Here is a 23,138-nt window from a genome sequence, read left to right as displayed (position 1 = left end):
GTGTTGTGTGGGTCGGGAGCGTCCCGCTGCACCCCATCCATGCCATGTCCCTTCAGCGAATCCGGGCCCCGTCCGGGCCGCGTCACGGTAAGCCTGCCGCAGATCCCCACTCCCGTCCCACTACCGTGAAGACGTGTCCGCTCCCCCGATCGCCGTCGGCGTCGTCCTGGCCGCCGGTATCGGATCGCGGGTCGGGGCCGACGGTAACAAGGCCTACCTCCAGCTGGCCGGCCGCAGCATGGTGGCGTGGTCGGTGCAAGCGGTGGCCGCCAGCTCCCAGATCGCCCGCACCATCCTGGTGTTCCGGCGCGGCGAGCGCGACCAGGTCACGCGGCTCATGGCCGACGAACTCCCCGGCACCGCAGTCGAATTCGTCGAAGGCGGCGATTCGCGGCACGGCTCCGAACACAACGTGCTGAGTTACCTCGCGGCAGACATCGACGCCGGCAGCGTCGACGTGGTGCTGATCCACGACGCCGCGCGCCCACTGGCCGGTGCCGATCTGATGGACACCGCCGTCACCACGGCACGGACACAGGGTGGTGCGATTCCGGTGCTGCCGTCGGGTGACGTGTTGCGCCGGACCGAGGACGGCCTCGGTGCCATCGACCAGGCGCTGGTGCGGGTGCAGACGCCGCAGGCATTCCAGGCCGGGCCGCTGTGGCAGGCCTACGTCGCCGCGGCGGCCGCCGGTTTCGAAGGCACCGACACCTCGTCGTGCGTGGAGCGCTTCACGGACATCGCGGTCCACGCGATCGCCGGGTCGGCCCAGAATTTCAAGGTGACCTTCGCGCACGACGTGCAGGTCGCCGAGCGCCTGCTCAGCCGGCGCTGACGATCGCGTCCAGCAGTTCCCGGTCGTGCGTCAGGTCGACCGCGAACGCGTTGGGGTCGCCCTCGACGGTGCCGACGTCCAGGCCGGCCGAGATCAGCGCGGCGAGGTCGCCAGGAGCGAATCTGGCCAGTACCTCGGCGGTGTAGCCGCGCGGGTACTGCGCGATGACGAGCTCCGACCGGTCCACGTTGCCCAGCACGATGCCTTCCGCGGCAACGCTTTTGACACTGTCGGTCATCGTCAGCACCGGGATGACGACGTTGTGGGCCGGCAATGCCGCCGCCACGCGTGCCGCCAGTTCGGCGGGAGCAAGCGGGTAGCGGACATCGTGCACCAGGACCGCATCGCCCTCGGCGAGCCGGCCCGGCGCGGTGTGCACGGGCACGTCACTCAGGCCGTGAGCCGCAAGGCATTCCGTGGCGGCGCCGGCCAGCTCTTCGGCGGCGACCACCGACACCGGCGCCACGGGGCGGACCGCGCGTACCGCCCGCACCAAAGCCGGCTCCCCCGCGATCGGCGCGGTGAAGTCAGCCGGCGCGAGCAGTGCGGGCACGGTCACGATCGCCGAAAGAGTCACCGCGCCACCCTATCCCCGGTTGGTCGCTGCCCCCGGCCGCTCCGGAGAAATCAGCCGCCGGGCGATCACATCCAGCAGGAACCCCAGCGCACCGATCACCACGATCACGGCCACCACCTGGTCGTAGGCCAGCTGGTCGCGGGCATTGAGCACCTGGTAGCCCAGACCCGAACGCACACCGAGCATTTCCGCCGGGACCAGCACCACCCAGGCGATACCCAGTGCCACGCGCACGCCCGTCTGCAGCTGCCCCCGGATGGCCGGCAGCACGACGGCGGTGACCAGCTCCCAGCGGGTGGCGTGGAACGACCGCGCCACATCCAGGTAGCCGGGGTCGACAGCGCGGACCCCGGCCACCGTGTTGAGCAACACGGGCCACACGGCCGCGACGGCAATCAGGAAGATCACGGGCTCGTTGCCGATGCCGAACACCGCCACCGCGATCGGGGCCCAGGACAGCGGCGAGATCATCCGGACGAACTGGACGAGCGGCGCCGCCGCCCGCTCGGCCGTGGTGCTGAGCCCGAGCAGCAGGCCGGCCGGTATCCCGATGACGACAGCCACTGCCAGACCGATCACCAAGCGCCACAGGCTGATCCCGATGTCCGGGAGCAGCACGCCCCGGGAGAACAGGTCGACGACCGCGGGCGCGACGCGCTGTGGTGCAGCCTGGCGCAGCAGTGAATGCGGGGCCGACAAGACGGTGGTCGTCAACCACCAGAGGCCGACCGCGACGGCGATGGCGCCGACCGGCGGAGCCCAACGGCGCACCGCCACCGGCGGATCGATCACCGCGCGGACGGTTGTTGTGGTCATGACAACTCCAATTGCTCGGTGCGGGTGTAGTCGCCGCTGAGGCCGAAGGCGACCGGACCGCCATGGGCCTGAATCGAATTACGGACGAACGTGTCGTCGACCAGGTCGCCGTGCACGGTGGTGGGATCCAACCGTTCCAGGAATCGCCGGTCGCCGTCGATGACGGTGTCGTGCATGGCGGTCACCAGTTCTCTCGTGAAGCTCGGGAACGGGTACGGCTGAAAGCCGAGCCGCTGGGGCTGCCACTCCGGATGCCGCAGCGGGTAAGGCGCCGTCGGATAGGTCATCGCCAGTGTGATCGCCGGCACCGGCTGGGGCAGGTACCGCCCGCCGCCGAGTTTCGCCGCGGCCGCCTTCCGATCGTTCGACAGCGCAACCTGCGCTGTCACAACGGCATCCGTGAGCTGCTGCACTGCCGCCGGCCGACCGGAGATGACGTCGTCGCGTGTCACCAGGGCACAGCAGGCATGGTCGCGCCACACGTCACCGAGGAAGGTGTGGATCCGCCCGATTTTCTTGGTCTGGGCCATCGCGTTGAACGGGTCGGCCACCACGTAGCCGCCGATGGTTCCGGTGGCCAGTGCCGGCACCATGTCCGACGGACTCATCACGACGAGTTCCACGGTGCGGTCGGCCCGCGACGCCGACCGGCGGATCACTGGTTGCAATCCGTTGGCCCGCAGTAGTTTCTGGAGCACGATGTTGTGTATCGACCACCAGAACGGGATCGCCAGCTGAGAGCCCGCAAGATCCGACAACTCCCGGATATGCGGGGCGACCGTCAGTGCCGAGCCATTGGTGTGATTCCAGCCGAGCACCCGGACACCGCCACCGAGCGCGTACCGCAACTGCACAGCCATCGGCATCAGCAGGTGCACGACGTCGAGTTGGCGGTTCAGAAATGCCTCGCCGAGCGCCGCCCAACTCCGGAACAGCACTGGCTTGCCGACACCAGCCGGATACAGCCCCGAGTGCGCCAGCAACAGCGGTGCGGCGTCCGTGATCGGCAGATAGCCCACCCGCAACGGACCACCGGCGGCCGAATCGGTGGTGGCACTGTGCGCCAGGTCGGCCAGGCCGAAGGCGCCACCGGCAGCCGCTGCTGCGGCGATCAGGGCCTGCCGTCGCGAGATCAGCAGGCTGCTCATGCCACCCACAGTTCGGAAACCCGGTAATGACTGAGGATTTCGTCGCGCAGACCCGACTGGTCCGCCTCCCCCAGGCGCCATTGGCGTTGGATCCGACCGCCGTCCGCCAGCAGCACGACACGCTGCGCCAGGGTCAGCGCCTCCTCGACGTCGTGGGTTACCAGCAGCACCGTCACACCCAATTCGGTTGTGAGCGTGGTCAACCAATGCTGCAGGTCGGCGCGTGTCGCGGGATCCAGGGCGCTGAACGGTTCGTCGAGCAGGAGCACCTGCGGCCGGGTCGCCACGGCGCGCAGGATGGCCACCCGCTGAGCCTGGCCGCCGGACAGCTGGTCGGGATACCGGTCGGCCAGCCCGTCGACTCCGAAGCGCTGCATCAGTTCTACCGCATAGTCCGCGTCGAATCCCTTGCGCCGGTGCGTGAATCGCTGCGCGTAGGAGACGTTGCCCTGCACCGTCAGCCACGGCAGCAGCAGCGCGTCCTGGAAAACCACTCCGATGTGCGGACGTTCGCCACCGGCGGGCCAGCTGACGGTTCCCGAGCTCAGCGATTCGAGGCCGGCCAGCACCCGCAGCAGCGTCGACTTCCCACTGCCGCTACGCCCGAGCACCGCGACGAACTCCCCTGACTCGACGGCGAGATCGATGTCGTCGAGTACAACGGCGTTCCCGAATCGCTTGGTGCCCGCGGTTATCCGTACTGCTTCAGTTCCCACCTCAGTTGTCCTTCCGATGGTGATTGCACGGGCAGAAAAGCTGCTTCGCGGAATCGGCGATTGGCTGCCGTCCCCGCGCGGTACCCCTGACCACCGGCCAGAGCCGACTCCAGTCGGGTCGCTCCTACCGCGGTGTTGGCGGCGTCGAGTCGGAGCCGGATCACCTCGGCCAGATTGGCTTCCGACGGCGCCGTGGCGAATTCGTAGAGCCGACGGCGATTGCGTTCGGCTTGTGCCACCAGATCGGCGAGGTCGCGGTCGAACTGGGCGGCCAGCCCGTCGGTCGCCCGACGGGCCGCGGTCAGTGCCGCCCCGGTGACGCCGACGCAGAACGCGGTCTGCAGCAGCAGGAACGTCGGCTTGATCTTGCGGACGAACCCGGTGAGGTCAGCGCTGACGATGCGGTTGGCGTGCACCTCCACCTCTTCGAGGCGCAGTGACGTCGACCCGGTGCTGCCGAGGGCCATCAGCGCGGGCGCCGGATCGACCACCACGCCGACCGCGCTCACATCGACCGCGACGACATACAGCCGGCCCGTGACCGTCCGCGCCGGCAGCACGATCAGCGCGTCATCGAAGACGTTGGAAGCCCAGCGGATTGGTCCGTTGAGCCGCAGACCACGGCGCGTCTCCCCGGCGAAGATCGGGAGCTGCCCGAGGCCCGCAACGTGCTTGAGCCCGGCCGCCATGGCGGTCACGCCGGGACGACGTGCGGCGAGCAATGCCTCCGACAGGTCCGGCCGGTCGGCGAGGTAGTGAATCGCCATCTGGTGGGCCCACGCGGAGAATCCCGCGGCGAGGCTGACCGCCGACACCTGCTCGATCACCCGCACGGTGTCGGGCAGGTCCGGTAGTCCGAACAATCCCGAAGCGCCGAGGGCGCGCAGGTCCTCACGGACGTCGGTGCGTCCCGCGTCCAGGTCACCGGCCCGGGCGTCCACCCCTGCCGTGACGTGAGCCAGTCTTGTTGCGACGTCGTCAGATACCAAAGTCGTCATTGCCCACTGCTTTCCAGTCCGTACAACCGATCGATCGGGGTTTGCACCGCCACGCGCGCGCGCCGTACCGCGTCCTCGTCCGGTGCGTCGTAGAAACACAGGCACTTGTCCATGTCGACCCGCACGTAGGTCCGCAGGAAGCTGACTTCGGGCACTTCGGCGTATTTCGGCGCGTTGGCTTTCTTGCGGCTCAGGTAGCTGTCCATGTCCAGGTCGGCAGGCAGGTCCCACTCGACCAGGTATCCGGCCGTCGGGCGGACGGCCTTCAGCTGGTCCAGTTCAGCGCCGACGAGTCGCACTTCGTGCGGACCGGTCAGTTCGGTCGCCCCGACTGACAACGCCTCGATCTGCAGCGGACCGCCGGTGAGCTCAGCCACCACGAACAGCCGGTGCTGGCCGGTCACCTGAGCCTCGATGAGTTCGCCGCCGGCCCGGTGCACTTCGGCGTCGACGGTTTTGATGGCCTGGTCGACCTCGGCCCGGCCGGGGAGTCCTGCGATTTCGTAGAGGTACAGCGTCACGGTGTGTTCCTGTTCGTCGGGCGTCGATGACATCACGACGCTCGCATGAACAGACCGGTCTGTCTATCGAGGTTTCTCGGCTATGGTGCAGCTATGAGCGCGACCCGCACTCGCCGCCCAGACCGGCCGGCGCCCCGCACCGACACCGGCGGACCGGCCCAGCGGCTGCTCGACACCGCATCGAATCTCTTTGCCGCACAGGGAATTCGCGCTGTCGGCATCGACACGATCCTGCGCGAGGCGGGGGTTGCGAAGGCCAGCCTCTACAGCTCGTACGGGTCGAAGGACGCGTTGGTGATCGCGTACCTGAACGAATTGGATCAGGCTGATCGCAACCGCTGGGAATCGAAGGCCTCCGGCATCGACGACCCGGTGGAAAAGCTGCTGTCGTTCTTCGATCTCGCGGCCGCCGCGGCGCGCAAGCGCCAGTTCCGGGGCTGTCTCTACGCCAACGCGGCGACCGAGTTCCCGGGCGACACCCTCGAACCGGTACGGGCACACCGGTTGTGGATGCGTGGGCTGCTGAGCGAGCTGCTGCGCGACGCCGAGGTGACCGACGCCGCCGCCGTTGCCCAGCGCATCCAGCTGATCTACGACGGCGCCCTCACCGCGTCGAAGCTCGAACGATCGGTTGCGCCCATCGGCCTGGCCCGCCAGATGGTGCTCGAGCTCGTCACGTCCACTCGCGAGCCTGAGGTATCTCCCGTGCGCGCGAGAACACCGAACTGAATGTCCGAGCCGTCCGTTCGTCGCCATGCGCCAGCGGTCGGAGAGAGGGAGAAGTACCTGAGTTCAATCTCGGGGTGAGCTGCCAGTGGTTGTTAGAACTCAGGGACTTCTGAGGGCCTGAGAACGTACCTGGCTTCAGTCATGGTGGCCGCGAGGGCGTTCTGATTGAAAGCACGTACTTCCCTGGCCAGGCTCGACTCAAAGCAGTCGCGCCGCCACCCGTCAGCGAGAGGACAACTACTTGGCCGGCGCCGGCTGAATCCCGATCGCCGCCAGCCGCCGCTCGGAGGCCTCCAGGCGGACGCGCTTCGGCCACCAGAACCACCGCCCCAGCAGCGCCGCGATGGCCGGGGTCATGAACGACCGGACTATCAGGGTGTCGAACAGCAGACCCAGGGCGATGGTGGTGCCGACCTGCGCCATGACCTTCAGGTCACTGAAGGCGAACGACGCCATGGTGGCCGCGAACACCAGACCCGCCGAGGTGACCACCGATCCGGTACCCGCCATCGAGCGGATGATGCCGGTCTTGAGGCCGCCCGGCAGCTCTTCCTTGAAGCGGGACACCAGCAGCAGGTTGTAGTCGGAGCCCACCGCAAGCAGCAGGATGACCGACATGGGCAGCACCATCCAGTGCAACTCGAGGCCAAGGAGGTGCTGCCACAACAGAACTGACATGCCGAACGACGCGCCCAGCGACAGCAGCACGGTGCCGACGATCACGGCCGCCGCGACCATGCTTCGCGTGATGAGCAGCATGATGATGAAAATCAGTGACACCGCGGCGATTCCGGCGATCATCAGGTCGTACTGCGCGCCGTCGTGCATGTCCTTGTAGGTGGCGGCGGTACCGGCCAGGTAGATCTTGGAACCCTCCAGCGGGGTGCCCTTGATGGCTTCTTTGGCGGCCTGCTTGATCGGGTCGACGTGCGCGATGCCGTCGGGCGTCGCCGGGTCGCCTTCGTGCTGAATGATGAAGCGGACCGACTTGCCGTCCGGCGAGATGAAGTTCTTCATGCCGCGCTTGAAGTCCTTGTTGTCGAAGGCTTCCGGTGGCAGGTAGAACGATTCGTCGTTCAGCGAGTTGTCGAATGCCTCACCCATGGCCGCGGCGTTGTCCGACGAAGCAGCGCGCTGATCCACCTGACCCTTCTGGGTCTGGTACATGGACAGCATGTACTGCTTCATGTTCTTCATGACCTCGATCTGAGGCGGCATCACCGTGACCATCTCGGCCGTCAGCTTGTCCATCTTCATCAGATCCGGGACGAGCGTCTGGATGTCGTCGGTCATGAGGTCGACGCCGTCGAGGGTGTCGAACACCGACCGCATGGAGAAGCAGACGGGGATGTCGTAGCAGTGCGGTTCCCAGTACAGGTAATTCCGGATCGGCCGCAGGAAGTCATCGAAATCGGAGATGTGGTCCCGCAAGTCGGCGACGTCGAGCGCCATGTTCGCCGTCTTCATCGACATGTCGTGCGTGGTGGCCGCCATCTGCGTGGTGATGGCCTGCATCTTGGTCATCGTGTCGATGCTGACCTGCATGTCGTTGGCCTGCTGCAGCATGTTGGCCATCGAGTCCAGCTGGTACTTCTCCGTCATCTTCGACGTGACGGCCTGCATGCCCATGATGAACGGAATCGTCGTGTGCTTGATGGGTTTTCCATCGGGCCGGGTGATCGTCTGCACCCGCGCGACGCCCGGGGTGTGCACGATGGCCCGGGCGATCTTGTTGATCACCAGGAAGTCGGCCGAGTTCCGCAGGTCGTGGTCGCTCTGCACCATCAGCAGCTCGGGGTTCATCCGCGATGCGCTGAAATGCCGTTCCGCGGCGGCATATCCGACGTTGGCGGTCAGGTCGGCCGACACGTAGCGGCGGGCGTCGTAGTTCGTCTTGTAGCCCGGCAGCGTCACCAGTCCGACGAGGGCGAGCGCCAGCGTCGCGACGAGCACCGGCCCGGGCCAGCGCACGACCAGGACACCGACCCGACGCCAGCCGCGGGACTGGATCGCACGCTTGGGCTCGAAGCGCCCGAACCGGCTACCGATCTTGATGACGGCCGGCCCGAGCGTCAGCGCTGCGAGGACGGCGACCAGGGTGCCGATCGCGCAGGGCACGCCCATGGTCTGGAAGTACGGCAGCCGGGTGAAGCTCAGGCAGAGCATGGCGCCGGCGATCGTCAAACCGGAGCCCAGCACCACGTGCGCAGTGCCGCGGAACATCGTGTCGTAGGACTGCACGCGGTCTTCTCCGTCGCCGCGCGCTTCCTGGTAGCGGCCGATGGCGAAGATGGCGTAGTCGGTGCCCGCGGCGATCACCATCAGGGTCAGCAGGTTCACCGCGAACGTCGAGAGACCGATGATGTTGGCGTCGGCCAGGAACGCGACGACGCCGCGGGCGGCGCCGAGCTCGAGGAACACCATCAGCAGGGTCAGGATCATCGTCATGATCGACCGGTAGACGACCAGCAGCATCACGGCGATCACCACCAGCGTGATGATCGTGACTTTGGTGACGCTCTTGTCGCCGGCGTGGTGCTGGTCCGACACCAGCGGGGCGCCGCCGGTGACGTACACATGGAGGCCGGCCGGCGGCTTGGAGTCGGCGACGATCTGCCGGACCGAGGCGACCGAGTCGTTGGCCTTCGTCTCCCCCTGGTTGCCATGGAGGTAGACCTGGACGTATGCGGCCTTGCCGTCGGCGCTCTGTGAGCCGACGGCGGTGAGCGGGTCACTCCAGAAGTCCGCGACATGCTCGACGTGCGCGGTGTTGGCCGTCAGTTTCGCGACGAGGCCGTCGTAGTAATGGTGTGCCTCGGCACCGAGCGGTTGGTCGCCCTCGAGGACGATCATCGCGTTGCTGTCGGAGTCGAACTCCTGGAAGTTCGCACCGATCTGCTTCATCGCGATCATCGCCGGGCCGTCCTTGGCGCTGAGCCCGACGGTGTGCGCTTCACCGACCTTCTCCAGCGGCGGGACCAGCGTGTTCGTGGCGACGTTGACCGCGAACCAGCCGATCACGATGGGTACCGCGAGCACCCAGATCAGGTGACCGATCTTGGATCGCTCGGTGTTGGTGGCACTCACTCGGGGCACCCTTCCATCAGGCCCGGTAGGTCCATGGAGATGGAGCTCGGCGGCGTTACACATTCACTGTCGGGCGAAATATACCTAGCCCACCAAACTTTTAGCCATACCAACCACGCAAAATGCCCTCTACCTCCCGCGAAATGGGACAAATCGGGGGCTTTACGCCCCTTTCGGACCGTAGCGTTGACGGGATGGACAATTCTCCGGCCGACACCTTCGGCAAGCGCTACGGCGAGGTCCTGCTGGTCTCGCAGACGCCGACGGGCCCGCGGGTCGCGGTGTTCAACACCTTCCCGCTGAACGACTGCCCGCTCGATGCCTGGGCTGCGCTCGAGCCGCAGGCCCTCGCGGCCGAGAACGGCGTCACGGCCGCTTTGCTCAACGGCCCGCGCTACTGGCTGATGAGCGAGATCGTGAAAACCCGCGAGGACGTCGGCGAGAAGAAGACGTTCGGCGGCATCGAGATGCGGCAGCAGGCGACGGTGGAACTGTCGTCGATGAACCCCCGCGCCCTACAGCGTGAACAAGGTCAACCGCCGCACGGTGTTCGTGTTCGGCGCCGGGCGGCCGGTCTTCGAACTGGTCGACCCGCACGGGCAGCGGTGGGTCATGCAGTCCTGGAGCCAGACGGTCGACCCGACGCTGTCGCTGGCGGACCTGCCGACGCTGGGTGAGCGGCTGCAGCTGCCGGACGGCTGGAGTTTTCGGACGTCGACACTGAGCAGCCCGCTGAGCATCGACACCACCACCGAGGACGCTCACGTCACGCAGGACAACCTCGGCAACACCTACTCGCTGTCGGTCGATTAGCCGCGCTAGCCATTCCCAAACCCTTGCTGGTGCGTTACAAACGACAGACGGGTGTTCGTCTGGCGGCGGGGTTCAACTGAAGGAGGCCGCATGGCTTGGGATTTCGAGACCGATCCGGAGTTCCAGGAACTCCTCGACTGGGCCGACGCCTTCGTGCGCGACGAGGTCGAGCCGCTCGACCTCATCTGGCCGCACCTGCAGTACACCGCGCTCGACGAGACGCGGCGCCGCGTCGTCGATCCGCTGAAGGAGCAGGTGCGCGCAAAAGGCTTGTGGGCCACGCACCTCGGCCCCGAACTCGGCGGGCGGGGCTACGGGCAGCTGAAGCTGGCGTTGCTCAACGAGATTCTGGGCCGGTCGCAGTGGGCGCCCATCATCTTCGGCTGTCAGGCACCCGACACCGGTAATGCGGAGATCATCGCGCACTACGGCACCCCGGAGCAGAAAGAGCAGTACCTGCGGCCGCTGCTCAACGGCGAGGTCTTCTCCTGCTACTCGATGACCGAGCCGCAGGGCGGCGCCGATCCCACGCAGTTCACGACCTCCGCGGTCCGCGACGGCGACGACTGGGTGATCAACGGCTACAAGTTCTTCTCGTCCAACGCATCGACGTCCACGTTCCTGATCGTCATGGTGGTGACCAACCCCGACGTCAGTCCCTACCAGGGGATGTCGATGTTCCTGGTGCCGACCAACACGCCGGGCGTCAACATCATCCGCAACTCGGCGATCTACGGGGAAGCCGACGGCCACGGCTCGCACGCCCTGATCCATTACGACAATGTGCGCGTGCCGAATTCGGCCGTCCTCGGCGGCGAGGGGCAGGCGTTCGTCATCGCGCAGACACGCCTGGGCGGCGGCCGGATCCACCACGCGATGCGCACCATCGGACTGGCCCAGAAAGCCCTCGACATGATGTGCGAGCGCGCGCTGTCCCGGCACACCGCCGGCAGCCTGCTCGCCGACAAGCAGGCCGTGCAGGGCTACATCGCCGACTCGTGGGCGCAGCTGCAGCAGTTCCGGCTGTTCGTGCTGCACACGGCGTGGAAGATCGACAAGTACAACGACTACAAGTTGGTCCGCAAGGACATCGCCGCCGTCAAGGTGGTGATGCCGACGGTGTTGCACGACATCGCCTGGCGCGCAATGCAAGTGCACGGCGCCCTCGGTGTCACCAATGAGGTGCCGTTCCTCGGCATGGTCGCCGGCGCCGCCGTGATGGGGCTGGCCGACGGACCGACCGAGGTCCACAAGGTCACGGTCGCCAAGCAGGTGCTGCGGGACTACAGCGGTACCGACGAGCTGTGGCCGACCGAGTGGCTACCCGGCAAACGTGAAGCGGCACAGGCGAAGTTCGCGGAGTATCTCGAACTCGAAGTCGGAAACCTTTAGCCGGCCGACCGCCGCGGTCATGCTCGCCGTGCTGTTCACCGACACGCTGACCGCTGCCTGATCGCATCGCTTCGGCGTGTCGAGCTCTCCTGCAGCACTTGCGATTCAGACCCGTCAGCATCGGATGACATTGTCATCATGCGTTGACGATGTCAGCGCATGATGACGACCCCAGGCCGAAGTGCATGCACAGCCAGGTTCGCCGGCGCCAGGCGGCGGCCTACCGCGCCAGCAACCGGGTGACACCCCGCATCACCGCGCGGCTCGCGGCGTGCTGCGCCTGCTCGACCACCGACGTCGCGACCGGAGCCGGTGCGGTGCCGAGGCGTGGAAACAGTGCCAGCGCATTGGTGCGGTCGATCTCGCGCCGCCCAGCGTCGTCCAATCCTCCGTACGTCTCCAGCCCTGCCGCGTACAGCTGGCTCACCTCGACCGGCGCGAACGGGAAATCCGACCCGAACGTCACGTGACCAGGTTTGGCGAAGGCCAGCAGCGACGGCAACGCGGCGGGCGTCGACGACAGCGCGGTGTCGAAGTAGAAGCTCGCGAAGTCGTCGAGGTGATCGGCCGGGCTGCCGCCGACATCACTGGTGATGCCCATGGCCATGCGGTAGGACGCATACGGGACAAAGCCACCGGCATGGCTGAGGATGAACCGGATATTCGGATAGCGCCGCCGAATGCCGTTGCGCACCAGTAGGTACGCCGCCCGGCTGGTGTCCAGCAGGAAGTCGACGGCGAACGGTAGCACGCCGTCGATAGTGGGCCCCGGGAGCTCGGCGGGGTGGATGAACACCACGGCCGAACGCTTGTCGAGCTCCGCGAACAACGCGTCCTGCCCCTGCGCACCGACGTAGGTCCCCGCGCTGTTGGCGAGCAGAAAGACGCCGTCGGCACCTAGTTCGTCGAGTGCGCGCACGGCCTCGGTGACCGCATGGTCCAGATGCGGCATCGGCAGGGTGGCGAAGAACCCGAACCGGTCCGATTGAGCTGCAACAAGTTCCGCGCTGTAGTCGTTGAGGTCACGGGCCAATGCCGCCGCGTCAGCAGCGGCCGGGAACATGGTTGTGCCCGGAGCAGAGACCGACAGAATCGCGGTGGCGACACCGAGTTTGGCCATCGCGTCCAAGGACGCGTCGGCGGTCCAGTCCGGCACCGCCCGGCCGCCGGCGTCGGCAATGCCGGCCTTGTCCAACACCTTTCGGTACTCCGGCGGGATCATGTGGTGGTGGGTATCGATACGGTTCATGATGGTCTCCTTCGGTGAGTCAGTCGAGAATTCCGGCGCCTGCCAGCGCGGGAACGGTGTCTTCGCGGTGCAGTAATGACCTGACTGCCGTGGTGAACTGTTCGAGCCTGTCGACGCCGGCCTGCATCTCGTGACCCCAGATGCTGATGCCCTGGTGCGTCGTTGGCTTCCAGGTCGATTCGTCGACAACCAGCGGATTCCACCCCACTTCCCATTCGAAACCTGAGGGCGTCACGGCATAGAACGACAGCTCCCTGTCGTTGGTGTGCTGACCGACTCCCAGGGCCATGCCGAAACCCAGTGCCCGCACGCGCTGGTAGCTGTCGGTCAGGTCGTCCAATTCGGCGACCTGAATGTTGAGGTGTTGCACGCGGGTCCGAATCGGGTTGATGGGCAGCCGATTCACCGCCGCGATGGCCACCGAGTGGTGGCGTCTGTTGACGCGCAGGAACCGGATCTTCACCTTGACCCCGCTCATGGTTTCGTCGATGAAGTCGCTGAGCCGGGCGTCGAACAACGTGTTGTAGTAACCGCGCATCTGATGCGGCCTGGTGCTGGTGACAGCGACGTGCCCGAGTCCGAACTCGCCCGTGACGAAGCCCTTTCCAGCCACAGATAATTGTCCGTCGATGTGCGCCCGGGTGTACAGCTCCTGCGCCAGCCCGTTGGGACCGGGAATGCGTACCAGGCGCTCGACCCCGCGCAGCGCGGCCTCCTCGTCGGTGCCGGCGGTGACGGGCACACCGCACCGGTGCACCCGGCCGACGATCTCGTCGAATGTTTCGTGGTCGTCGACCCGCCAGCCCAGCGTGGTGACGTCCTCGGCCGGTCCGCGCCGCAGTAGGAACCGGCATTGTTGTTCGTCCAGCCGGAAGCGCAGGGCATCGGCGTCGAGGTCGTCGAGGTGCATGCCGATCGCGTCGCGCCCGAACCGGCGCCAGTCGGCGAACCGTTCCGACTCGACCACCAGATAGCCGAGCGACACCTTGCCGAAGACGCTCACGGCCGGAATACCGAATTGTCCGAGAGGAATTCGTCGACCAGTTGATTGAAGAGGTCGGCGCGTTCCCACTGCATCCAGTGTCCCGTGCGGCTCGTGATGACCAGTTCGGCGTTGGGCATGATGTTCTGCAGCATCGGTCCGCCCGACGGCCGGTTCACTTTGTCATCGCGCCCCCACAGGATCAGGGTCGGCGTCTGCAGCGAGGGCAGCCGCGAGTCACGCGTCAGGTCCATGCGCCACAGCGTCCGGAGGGCGAACAGGCCCGACGGGCGACTCAGCGGCGGGTCGGCCACCACCTCGGGGTCGATCGATGCGGCATAGCGCAGATCGATCAACTCATCGGGCACCGAATCACCTTCGTAGACGAGGTAATTACGAATGAACTCGGCCAGCTTCTCACGGCTGGGACCGCTGCCGCCGTAGTACGCCAGCAGACTGTTTAGACCGGCGGTCGGCAGGCCGCGCGTGGTGCCGATACCGCCGGGCCCCATCAGCACCAGCTTGCCGACCCGGCCCGGGGTATCCAGCGCGAAGCGCAGCGCCGCGGCTCCGCCGTACGAGTTGCCGATCAGATCTGCCGTGCTGATGCTCAATTCGTCGAGCAATCCCCGCATGGCGTCCGCCAGGCAGCCGAAGGGATCAGACTTGTCGATACCCTTTGACGAACGCCCGTAGCCGGGCATATCTGGGACGAGGACGCGGTAGTGCCTGGCGAGGGCATCGATGTTGCGGGAGTAGTTGGTCACGCCGGAGGCGCCGGGGCCGCCACCGTGCAGCAACATCACTGCGGGGCCCGAACCCGCCTCGGCGACAAAGATCTGCCGGCCGCCGACGGTGACGGTGTGCTCGGTGAGTGTGGTGGTCATGCGGATGCTCCTGTCAAGGTGGTGAGGTTCAGTCCGGCAGGCGGGGCCGGAAGTCGCTGCCCGGATGAGGTTGCGGCGTAGACGAATCCGTCGGGCCGCAGCACGATGGCATCGGCCTTGCGGTCGCGCAGCCACCGCACCAGGCTCGGTTCGGTGATCTGCAGGGTCGACGCGCCGGCCGCGGTCCAGGCCGCCACCCCGATCGGGGCGGGTCCGGTATGCAGCACGGTCCAGCGCCCACCGAGCAGATCGTCGAGCGGCACACCGTCCACTGTGGGTTGCGGAATCTGCCAGCCCACTGCCAGATGCGCTGCCGCGAAGAAGCCGTCATCGTAGCGAGCGTCAGGAATCCACCAGAACTTCTGACCCGCGGCATTGGCGCCGGGAATCCGGGTCAGCGCCCGCACGACGTGGTTGCGGATGGCGGCCAGCCAGGGCCGCCGCTCGGTGATGATCCGCCCCACCAGCACCGCGCGGCGGGTGACCTCTGTGACGTGCGGTTTGCGTTCTGCGGCATACGAATCCAGCAGCGTGTCGGGCGCTTGGCCGCGCAGCACCGCGGCGAGTTTCCAGCAGAGATTGGCGGCATCGCGGACACCGGCGGACATGCCCTGTCCGATCCACGGCGGCATCGCATGCGCGGCATCGCCGGCCAGGAACACCCGGCCGACGCGCCAGCGGTCGGCTACCCGCACATGGTGGCTGTAGACAACGGCACGCAGTATTTCGACGTGATCGGGTGTGACGCCCTGCTCCCGCAACACTTTCCAGACCGCCTCGTCGCTGGTGAGGTGCTTCTCGTCCTCGCATCCCCTCGCGGGGTACTCCCACCGGTGATGACCCAGCGGGGTCGGACAGTCGACGGTCGGTCGCGCGGGGTTGCAGTGAAACCGTAAGCGGTCGTGGGCATCCCATTCCTTGAGCACCTTGGTGTCGATGACGACCCAGCGCTCGGCATAGGTGCGGCCGCTGTACCCGATGCCGAGCACGCCGCGGGTCGCCGACGAGCCACCGTCCGAGGCGATGACGTAACGGGCCGTCATCCGCTTGAATGTGTCGGCGCGCAGGTCCGCGAGCAGCAGCTCGACGTCGTCGGCCCGGTTGGTCACCCGCAGGCATTCGTGTTCGAGCAGCACCTCGACGTTGTCGAAGCGCGCGACCCCTTCGCGGAGCACCGAGTCGACCGCCGGCTGGTACAGGAACTGCTGCGACGGATGGCCGCAGCCCCGGCCGTAGATCACGGTTTCGATGAACGGGCGCCCGTCGGCGTCGACGAACGCGACCGGACGGTCCGGCAACATGTCGCGCTGGAGCCGCTCGGCCAGGCCCACCGACTGCCAGACCCGCAGCACTTCCTCGTCGGTCGAGATCGCCCGCGCCCGGCTGTAGATGTCCGGGTCACGTTCGATCACGAGGACCTTCAGGCCGAGTTGGCCCAGCAGGTTGGCCGCCGTGGCGCCCGTGGGGCCATACCCGATGACGGCGACGTCGTAGGTGTCTTCACTGCTCATTGCGGCCTCCACTTGTTCTGTAGTGATCAATACGGTAATGTAGTGATCGTTACAGAGTCAATAGTGGGGAGCGAAAATGACCGAAGCGCCCAAGTCCCGGCGCAAGCGCGCCGACGGCGAACAGTCCCGTGCGCGAATCCTGGACGCCGCCAACGAGATCGCCTCTGAACGTGGTTACGAGGGCACCAGCATCGGGCTGGTCAGCAAGAAGTGTGGCCTCCCCGCCAGTTCCATCTACTGGCACTTCAAGGACAAGGACGACCTGCTGGCCGCGGTGATCGACCGCAGCTTCGAGACCTGGTTGCGCGTCTGGGAACTGCCCGCTGACGGCGAGCCACGGGAACGCGTCATCGGCCTGGCCAAGCAGCTCGCAAAAGGGCTGCTCGACAACCCCGACTTCCTGCGCCTCGGCCTGATGCTCGCACTGGAGCGCCGGCCGGTCGAACCGAGCGCCCGCGCGCGGTTCCTGCAAGCGCGCGCGCAAGCCGCCGATTCGCTCACCGGGGCCCTCGGCGAATTGGCCCCAGGACTCACCGACGCCCAGGTCCGGCTGCTGGTGAACTACTCCATTGCCGGTGCCGACGGGCTGTTCATCGCCAAGGAACTCGGGGGCGACTCGGTGGACCTGCTGGAGTTGTTCGAGATGCATGCCAATGCCATCTACGACAACGCGATGCGGATGCTCGCCGAGGACGCACAATGACCGTGACCGCCGGGGCCACCGCGCCGATCGTCGCCGCCGTCGCGAAATCGGGAGCCGTGACCTACGCCGAGATCGTGTCGTCGATTCCGGCGCGCTCCGCCGGCCCGGATATCCGGGCCGGCGTCGACCATCTCATCGAAACCGCTTGTGCCGCAGTGCAGACCGCGGGCGCCCGGCATGCGAAGGTCATTTCGCTGCTCAGCCCCTCCCCATCGATGCGGAACACCGTCTACTGTCTGGTCGACGGTGCGCCCGACCACCGCGCCATCGAACGAGACATCCAGACCGCGGTGAACCGGATCAGCGCTGAGGTGCCGGGCTTCCGGCTCAAGCAAGCCGTGCAGTTCGAGAGCATCGGCCCGATACACATCCCGGAAATCGGCACCTTCGCGGGCACCAAGGTCACCGCGCTAGTCGAGGTCAGCACTGAAAATGCCGGAGTACCAGCATGATCTACATCAGCGACGTCACCCTGCGCGACGGCATGCACGCGGTACGCCACCAGTACACCATCGCGCAGGCCGTCGCCATCGCGACTGCGCTCGATACGGCGGGCGTCGCCTCCATCGAGGTCGCGCACGGCGACGGGCTGGGCGGGTCGAGCTGCGTGTACGGCTTCGGCGCGCACACCGACCTGGAGTGGATCTCCGCCGTCGCCTCCGCGGTGTCGCGCGCCCGCATCGCGACGCTGATCCTCCCCGGGATCGGCACCGTGCGCCAGTTGCGCGACGCTCATCGCGCCGGCGTCGGCGTCGTCCGAGTCGGTACCCACTGCACCGAGGCCGACGTCTCCGCGCATCACCTCACCGCGGCCCGCGAGCTGGGAATGGACCCCGTCGGCTTCCTGATGATGAGCCACCTCGCCACACCGACGACTCTCGCCGCGCAGGCAAAGCTCATGGAGGGGTACGGCGCGACGTGCGTCTACGTCGTGGACTCCGGTGGCGCGATGACCATGCGCGACGTCGCCGACCGGGTCGACGCCGTGCGCCAGACCCTCGACCCGACAACAGAAATCGGCATTCACGCGCACCACAATCTTTCGCTGGGGGTGGCCAACTCGTTGACTGCCGTCGAGCACGGCGCCAACCGGGTCGACGCCTCGTTGACCGGCATGGGCGCGGGAGCCGGCAACGCGCCGCTGGAGGTGTTCATCGCGGTGTCCAACAAGCTGGGCTGGGAGCACGGCTGCGATCTGCATGCGTTGCAGGATGCCGCCGACGACCTGGTGCGACCGCTGCAGGAACGGGCCGTCCGGGTCGACCGGGAGACCCTGACACTCGGCTATGCGGGGGTGTACTCAAGCTTTCTGCGGCACGCGGAGATTGCCGCCGAACGCTTCGATGTCGACGCCCGCACGCTGCTGGAAGAAGCTGGGCGGCGGGGGCTCGTCGGCGGTCAGGAAGACATGCTGGTCGACATCGCGCTGGACCTCACCAGCGCGGAAAACGCCTAAGCGACCAGCTCCACCAGCGTCGCGTTGGCGGTGCCGCCGCCCTCACACATGGTCTGCAGGCCGTAGCGAATTCCGTTGTCCCGCATGTGGTTGATCATCCGGGTCATCAGCACCGCGCCGGACGCGCCGAGCGGATGACCCAGTGCGATCGCGCCACCCAGCGGATTCAGTGCGGCCTCGTCGGCGCCGGTGTCGGCGAGCCAGGCCAGCGGCACCGGGGCGAACGCCTCATTCACCTCGAAGACGCCGATCTCGTCGATTCGTACGCCGGTCTTGCGCAGCACCTTCTCGGTGGCCGGGATCGGGCCCGTCAGCATCAGGACCGGGTCGGCACCTGTCACCGCGCCGCCGACATACCGCACCAGCGGGGTGAGGCCGAGCTGCAGCGCGTTCTCGAGCGTCATCACCAAAAGTGCTGCCGCACCATCGGAAATCTGTGAGGAGTTGCCGGCGTGGATCACGCCGTCCTCCTGGAATGCCGGTTTGAGGCCGCCCAGCTTCTCGACGGTCGTCCCCCGCCGGATGCCCTCGTCCTCGTGCACCACACCCCCGTCGTCGGTGAACACCGGCACGATCTGCGTGACGAACGCACCCGAATCCTGTGCGGTCGCGGCGAGTTCGTGCGACCGCGCGGAGTACTCGTCCAGCCGGGCCCGCGACAGACCCCACTTCTGCGCGATCATCTCCGCCGAGATGCCCTGGTTGAAGCCGAAACCGTCATACCGGGCAAGTGCTTTCGGCCCGTACGGCTCTCCGGTCTGACGCGCCGCGCCGAGCGGCACCCGGCTCATCACCTCGACGCCGCCGGCCACCACGATGTCCTGATGACCGGACATCACCGCCTGCACCGCGAAATCCAATGCCTGCTGCGACGATCCGCAGGCCCGGTTGACCGTCGTTCCCGGGATCGACTCGGGCCACCCGGCAGCGAGCACCGACCAGCGGGCGATATTGCTTGACTGGTCGCCGACCTGCGAGACGCAGCCCCACACCACGTCGTCGACGAGTTCCGGGGCCACTCCGGACCGCTCCATCAGTTCGTTCAAGACCACCGCGGACAGGTCGGCGGCATGCTGGCCGGCCAGTCCCCCGTTGCGCTTGCCTACGGCGGTCCGCACGGCCTCGACGATGACGACTTCACGCATGGTCGCTCCCTGATTCGTAGACGTCGCCGATGGCACCGGCGGCCCGCAGGCCGGCGATATCGTCAGCGCGGTAACCCAATTCGCCGAGTATCACATCTGTGTGCTCGCCCAGTCCGGGGATTGCCCCCATGTTCAGCTCGAGGCCGCTGATCACCGGCGGCGGCAACAGCGCCTCGATGGGGCCGTTCGGTGTGCTGACCTGACGCCACCGGTCGCGGGCCTTGAGGTGCGGATGCGCCAGCACCTCACTGGGCAGGTTGTACCGCGAATTGCCGATGCCGGCGGCGTCAGCGATCCGCTGGATATCGTCGAGTTCGCGCTCTGCGCACCAGGATCCGATGGCGGCGTGAAGTTCGTCGCGGTGCGCGCAGCGATCCGAATTGCTCGCGAAGCGGGCATCGTCGGCGAGGTCCGGCCGGGCGATGATGTCCCGGGCCAGGCGCTGCCATTCCCGGTCGTTGGTGGTGCCGAGCACCACGGTCTGGCCGTCGCGGGTCGCGAAGGCGCCGTACGGTGCGACGGCCGGTGAAGCCATCCCGAGCGGCTGCTGGTTCACTCCCGAATGCTGGGTGTACGTCAGCGGGTAACCCATGATGTCGGTCATGGTGTCGAACAGGCTGACGGCGACCGACGGTGCCGCACCCGTCGACACCCCGCGGGCCCGGCCCAACAGCAGCGCCATGATGGACAGTGCCGAGTACAGACCGGTGGAGATATCGGCGACGGGCGGGCCCGGCTTGGCCGGCATCCCCGGAAAACCGGTGGCCGCGCAGGACCCGGACTCGGCTTGCACCAGCAGGTCGTAGGCGCGCTTCTGGGACAGGGGGCCGCCCGGCCCGTAGCCGTCGATCTCGACGGGGATCACCTGAGGGTGTTGTCTGCCGAGGTCCTCCGGTGACAGCCCCAATCGCGCCGTGGCACCGGGCGCCAGATTGGAGACGAACGCGTCAGCTCGGTCGAGCAGCCGGTGCAGTACTGCAATGCCCTTGTCGGACTTGAGGTTCAGCGTGATCGACTGCTTGCCCCGGTTGGCCCAGACGAAGTGGGCCGCCTGGCCGAGCACCACGTCGTCGTAGTCACGGGCGAAGTCGCCGCCCTGGGGATTCTCAACTTTGATCACGCGCGCGCCGAAGTCGGCCAGCACACGCGTGCACATCGGCGCGGACACCGCCTGCTCCATCGCGACGACGGTGATCCCGGTCAGCGGCAGCGACGACGCTTCGGTCACACCCTCACATAACCATGCCGCCGCTGGTCGGCACGCTGCGGCCCCACTCAGGAGTCGGACGCACAGGTCACGTCGACGTAGACGTTGTTGATCATGCGGGTGTCCGCGCGCTGGGTCGGGTCCGCAGGATTCGGCAACCCGTGCACGTCCGTCACCGTGCAGGCTGACAGCGGAGCGCTCGGCGCCCCGTCGACCTGCACGTTGTAGCCCTCGCTGCGCAGCGTGGACACGACGTCCGCGCCGTTGTTGCCGGACGCACTGGCGGCCTGCGCCGGACCGGCGGCGGTAAATGTGGCAGCAGCCAGTGCCGCGGCAGCGGTGGAGAAGAAGGCGATCTTGCTGATCATTTCGGTGTCCCTTCAAGGTGGGTTTCTGACGGCTTCCAGCCTCGAATCGGCCGACAAGGGTTCCCCGGAGGAACGATGAAGATTCGTTAAAGAACGCGGCGCTGACCACGTCATCTGGTCGACCTCGTCATCTCACGGGTGCACTATGAGCAGGTGAACGGCACTGAACCCACGCCGATCCTGCGCGCGCTGGTCGTCGACGACGAGGCGGCGCTGGCTGATGTCGTGGCCAGCTACCTCAGGCGCGAGCAATTCGAAGTACGCGTCGCGGCCGACGGCCCGTCGGCACTCGTCGCCGCCCGTGAACTCGACCCCGATGTCGTGATCCTCGATATCGGGCTACCAGGACTCGACGGCATCGAGGTGTGCCGACAGCTCCGGGTGTTCTCCGACGCGTACGTCGTGATGCTGACGGCCCGCGATACCGAGATCGACACCATCGTCGGGCTGTCGGTCGGTGCGGACGACTACGTCACCAAGCCGTTCAGTCCCCGCGAGGTGGTGGCCCGGATCCGGGCCATGTTGCGGCGGCCCCGGCGTGCCCCCGAATCGGTCCCGGAGACGGGGACGCCGCCCCGCGTGTTCGGGGAGCTGCACATCGATACCGACAGCCGGCAGACGCTGCTCGGCGGCGCACCGGTCATGCTGACCCGTACCGAGTTCGATGTGCTGGCGGCGCTGTCGTCGCGTCCGCGACAGGTGTGGACGCGCCATCAGTTGCTCGAAGCGGTCTGGGGCGAGTCGTGGTTCGGCAACGACAACGTCGTCGACGTCCATGTCGGCCACCTGCGCCGGAAGCTGGGCGACAACTCGGCCGAGCCGCGCTACGTCACGACGGTGCGCGGCGTCGGATATCGGATGGGAGAAGGCTGATGGCCCAGAACCATCCGCGCAGCAAGCACGGAATCCGCAGCCGGCTACTCGTCACCAACGCGGTTGTGGTGGTCGCCGCCATCGCCACCACGACGACGGTCGCCCTCATCATCGGTCCGCCGATGTTCCGCAAGGTGATGCAAGACGTCCTGGTCCCCGGGCGGACCGGTCCGCATCCCTACGAACACGTCTTCCGACAAGCGACCGCGGTCTCGGTGGGCATGTCGCTCGCCGTGGCGGCGACGACGGCGCTCGCACTGAGCTGGTATCTGAGCCGGCGGATGCATCGCTCGACGGCCGAACTTGCCGCCGCTGCCACCGCCGTCGCCGATGGGAACTACGACATCCGTGTCTCACCGCCGCATCTCGGCACCGAATTCGACTCCATCGCAGACGCTTTCAACACCATGGCCGAGCAGCTCGGTTCGGTCGAGACCACCCGGCGCCAGCTGCTGGCCGACCTGGCGCACGAACTCCGCACGCCCGTCTCCGTCATCGACGCGTACCTCGAGTCGATCGAAGACGGCATTCACCCCCTCGACGCGACCACCATCGGCGTGCTGCGCGATCAGACCCGCCGGCTCGCGCGGCTCAGCTCGGACGTCCGGGCGCTGTCCGACGCCGAGCGGGACATGACGCTGGTCGATACGCAGTCCGTCGCGCCCGCGACGCTGATCGCCGCAGCGGTCGATGCCTTCGCGGCGCCGTACCGCGCCAAAGGCGTTGCGCTGACGTCCGATATCACCCCGGGGTTGCCCGACCTGTGGGCCGATCCCCAACGACTCGACCAGGTACTGGCCAACCTGCTGACCAATGCGCTACGGCACACCGCAGCCGGCGGCACGGTGCGAGTCGCGGCGACGAATATTGGTGGTTCCGTGCGGATCCAGGTGTCCGACGACGGCGACGGCATCGCCGCCGAGCATCTGCCGCGGCTGTTCGAGCGGTTCTACCGGGCCGACTCGGCGCGCGACCGGGCGCACGGCGGCTCCGGCATCGGGCTGGCGATCGCCAAGGCCCTGGTCGACGCCCACCACGGCCGCATCATGGCGACCAGCGCCGGTGTCGGCAGCGGCGCGACGTTCACCGTGGACTTACCCAGCCGCGCGGCGGCACAACTCTGAG

At 67.2% G+C, this 23,138-nt stretch carries 22 protein-coding genes and 1 pseudogene; 9 read left to right on the top strand and 14 right to left on the bottom strand.

Annotated elements, in window-relative coordinates; translation table 11 throughout:
* The first annotated feature begins 133 nt into the window (after positions 1-133).
* Complete coding sequence (locus QRN63_RS05455; protein WP_285029854.1) at positions 134-835, top strand: IspD/TarI family cytidylyltransferase; 702 nt, start codon at positions 134-136, stop codon at positions 833-835.
* Here the strand turns inward: QRN63_RS05455 and QRN63_RS05450 are convergent.
* Genes QRN63_RS05450 through QRN63_RS05425 form a run of 6 tightly spaced genes read right to left on the bottom strand, consistent with a single transcriptional unit; the run spans position 822 to position 5,611 of the window.
* Complete coding sequence (locus QRN63_RS05450; protein WP_285029853.1) at positions 822-1,412, bottom strand: 2-C-methyl-D-erythritol 4-phosphate cytidylyltransferase; 591 nt, start codon at positions 1,410-1,412, stop codon at positions 822-824. The genes QRN63_RS05455 and QRN63_RS05450 overlap by 14 nt on opposite strands.
* Positions 1,413-1,421: 9 nt before the next feature.
* Positions 1,422-2,228 (bottom strand): ABC transporter permease, encoded by an 807-nt coding sequence (locus tag QRN63_RS05445; RefSeq protein WP_285029852.1) that lies wholly within the window; start codon positions 2,226-2,228, stop codon positions 1,422-1,424.
* The gene (locus tag QRN63_RS05440) at positions 2,225-3,376 is read right to left on the bottom strand and encodes an ABC transporter substrate-binding protein (RefSeq protein ID WP_285029851.1); all 1,152 of its coding nucleotides are present in this window, start codon (positions 3,374-3,376) and stop codon (positions 2,225-2,227) included. Before QRN63_RS05440 ends, QRN63_RS05445 begins: the two co-directional genes overlap by 4 nt.
* Complete coding sequence (locus QRN63_RS05435; RefSeq protein ID WP_285029850.1) at positions 3,373-4,092, bottom strand: ABC transporter ATP-binding protein; 720 nt, start codon at positions 4,090-4,092, stop codon at positions 3,373-3,375. The genes QRN63_RS05440 and QRN63_RS05435 overlap by 4 nt, the downstream gene beginning before the upstream one ends.
* Positions 4,068-5,090: an acyl-CoA dehydrogenase gene (locus QRN63_RS05430; protein WP_285029849.1), complete on the bottom strand. Its 1,023-nt coding sequence runs from the start codon at positions 5,088-5,090 to the stop codon at positions 4,068-4,070. The genes QRN63_RS05435 and QRN63_RS05430 overlap by 25 nt, the downstream gene beginning before the upstream one ends.
* Complete coding sequence (locus QRN63_RS05425) at positions 5,087-5,611, bottom strand: DUF4242 domain-containing protein (RefSeq protein ID WP_285030016.1); 525 nt, start codon at positions 5,609-5,611, stop codon at positions 5,087-5,089. Before QRN63_RS05425 ends, QRN63_RS05430 begins: the two co-directional genes overlap by 4 nt.
* Positions 5,612-5,704: 93 nt before the next feature.
* On the opposite strand from QRN63_RS05425, the gene QRN63_RS05420 reads away from it, so the two are divergent.
* Positions 5,705-6,340 (top strand): TetR/AcrR family transcriptional regulator, encoded by a 636-nt coding sequence (locus QRN63_RS05420; RefSeq protein ID WP_285029848.1) that lies wholly within the window; start codon positions 5,705-5,707, stop codon positions 6,338-6,340.
* Between the two features lie 237 nt (positions 6,341-6,577).
* Here QRN63_RS05420 and QRN63_RS05415 read toward each other — a convergent pair whose 3' ends face one another.
* Positions 6,578-9,427, bottom strand: a complete 2,850-nt coding sequence (locus tag QRN63_RS05415) for an MMPL/RND family transporter (protein ID WP_285029847.1) — start codon at positions 9,425-9,427, stop codon at positions 6,578-6,580.
* Between the two features lie 194 nt (positions 9,428-9,621).
* On the opposite strand from QRN63_RS05415, the pseudogene QRN63_RS05410 reads away from it, so the two are divergent.
* A pseudogene (locus QRN63_RS05410) lies at positions 9,622-10,240 on the top strand (hypothetical protein).
* 90 nt (positions 10,241-10,330) lie between these two features.
* Positions 10,331-11,632 carry an acyl-CoA dehydrogenase family protein gene (locus QRN63_RS05405; protein ID WP_285029845.1) on the top strand — a complete coding sequence of 434 codons (1,302 nt, stop codon included), beginning with the start codon at positions 10,331-10,333 and terminating at the stop codon, positions 11,630-11,632.
* Between the two features lie 220 nt (positions 11,633-11,852).
* Here QRN63_RS05405 and QRN63_RS05400 read toward each other — a convergent pair whose 3' ends face one another.
* The 4 genes from QRN63_RS05400 to QRN63_RS05385 are packed head-to-tail and all read right to left on the bottom strand — an operon-like array spanning position 11,853 to position 16,261.
* Complete coding sequence (locus QRN63_RS05400) at positions 11,853-12,881, bottom strand: amidohydrolase family protein (RefSeq protein WP_285029844.1); 1,029 nt, start codon at positions 12,879-12,881, stop codon at positions 11,853-11,855.
* A 19-nt stretch (positions 12,882-12,900) separates the two neighbouring features.
* Positions 12,901-13,884 carry a VOC family protein gene (locus tag QRN63_RS05395; protein WP_502888090.1) on the bottom strand — a complete coding sequence of 328 codons (984 nt, stop codon included), beginning with the start codon at positions 13,882-13,884 and terminating at the stop codon, positions 12,901-12,903.
* Complete coding sequence (locus QRN63_RS05390) at positions 13,881-14,750, bottom strand: alpha/beta fold hydrolase (protein WP_285029843.1); 870 nt, start codon at positions 14,748-14,750, stop codon at positions 13,881-13,883. Before QRN63_RS05390 ends, QRN63_RS05395 begins: the two co-directional genes overlap by 4 nt.
* Positions 14,747-16,261 carry a bifunctional 3-(3-hydroxy-phenyl)propionate/3-hydroxycinnamic acid hydroxylase gene (locus tag QRN63_RS05385; RefSeq protein ID WP_285029841.1) on the bottom strand — a complete coding sequence of 505 codons (1,515 nt, stop codon included), beginning with the start codon at positions 16,259-16,261 and terminating at the stop codon, positions 14,747-14,749. The genes QRN63_RS05390 and QRN63_RS05385 overlap by 4 nt, the downstream gene beginning before the upstream one ends.
* 76 nt (positions 16,262-16,337) lie before the next feature.
* Between QRN63_RS05385 and QRN63_RS05380 the strand changes: the two genes are divergently transcribed.
* The 3 genes from QRN63_RS05380 to dmpG are packed head-to-tail and all read left to right on the top strand — an operon-like array spanning position 16,338 to position 18,420.
* Positions 16,338-16,964 (top strand): TetR/AcrR family transcriptional regulator, encoded by a 627-nt coding sequence (locus tag QRN63_RS05380; RefSeq protein WP_285029839.1) that lies wholly within the window; start codon positions 16,338-16,340, stop codon positions 16,962-16,964.
* Positions 16,961-17,416 (top strand): hypothetical protein, encoded by a 456-nt coding sequence (locus QRN63_RS05375; protein ID WP_285029837.1) that lies wholly within the window; start codon positions 16,961-16,963, stop codon positions 17,414-17,416. The genes QRN63_RS05380 and QRN63_RS05375 overlap by 4 nt, the downstream gene beginning before the upstream one ends.
* Complete coding sequence (gene dmpG / locus QRN63_RS05370; RefSeq protein ID WP_285029836.1) at positions 17,413-18,420, top strand: 4-hydroxy-2-oxovalerate aldolase; 1,008 nt, start codon at positions 17,413-17,415, stop codon at positions 18,418-18,420. The genes QRN63_RS05375 and dmpG overlap by 4 nt, the downstream gene beginning before the upstream one ends.
* Here dmpG and QRN63_RS05365 read toward each other — a convergent pair.
* The 3 genes from QRN63_RS05365 to QRN63_RS05355 are packed head-to-tail and all read right to left on the bottom strand — an operon-like array spanning position 18,417 to position 21,140.
* A complete protein-coding gene (locus QRN63_RS05365; protein WP_285029834.1) occupies positions 18,417-19,565 on the bottom strand; it encodes a thiolase family protein in 1,149 nt (382 codons plus the stop codon). The genes dmpG and QRN63_RS05365 overlap by 4 nt on opposite strands.
* Complete coding sequence (locus QRN63_RS05360) at positions 19,558-20,793, bottom strand: CaiB/BaiF CoA transferase family protein (protein WP_285029833.1); 1,236 nt, start codon at positions 20,791-20,793, stop codon at positions 19,558-19,560. The genes QRN63_RS05365 and QRN63_RS05360 overlap by 8 nt, the downstream gene beginning before the upstream one ends.
* Before the next feature lie 47 nt (positions 20,794-20,840).
* Positions 20,841-21,140 carry a hypothetical protein gene (locus QRN63_RS05355; protein ID WP_267319385.1) on the bottom strand — a complete coding sequence of 100 codons (300 nt, stop codon included), beginning with the start codon at positions 21,138-21,140 and terminating at the stop codon, positions 20,841-20,843.
* A 138-nt stretch (positions 21,141-21,278) separates the two neighbouring features.
* Between QRN63_RS05355 and QRN63_RS05350 the strand changes: the two genes are divergently transcribed.
* Complete coding sequence (locus tag QRN63_RS05350; protein ID WP_285029831.1) at positions 21,279-22,013, top strand: winged helix-turn-helix domain-containing protein; 735 nt, start codon at positions 21,279-21,281, stop codon at positions 22,011-22,013.
* Complete coding sequence (locus tag QRN63_RS05345; RefSeq protein WP_285029829.1) at positions 22,013-23,137, top strand: HAMP domain-containing sensor histidine kinase; 1,125 nt, start codon at positions 22,013-22,015, stop codon at positions 23,135-23,137. The genes QRN63_RS05350 and QRN63_RS05345 overlap by 1 nt, the downstream gene beginning before the upstream one ends.
* Position 23,138: the final 1 nt, after the last annotated feature.

Origin of the sequence: Mycolicibacterium sp. lyk4-40-TYG-92 (genome assembly GCF_030209435.1) — a bacterium.
Taxonomy (GTDB): Bacteria; Actinomycetota; Actinomycetes; order Mycobacteriales; family Mycobacteriaceae; genus Mycobacterium.
Note: the sequence above shows the minus strand (reverse complement) of the source record. Positions and strands in the feature narration are given on the sequence as shown.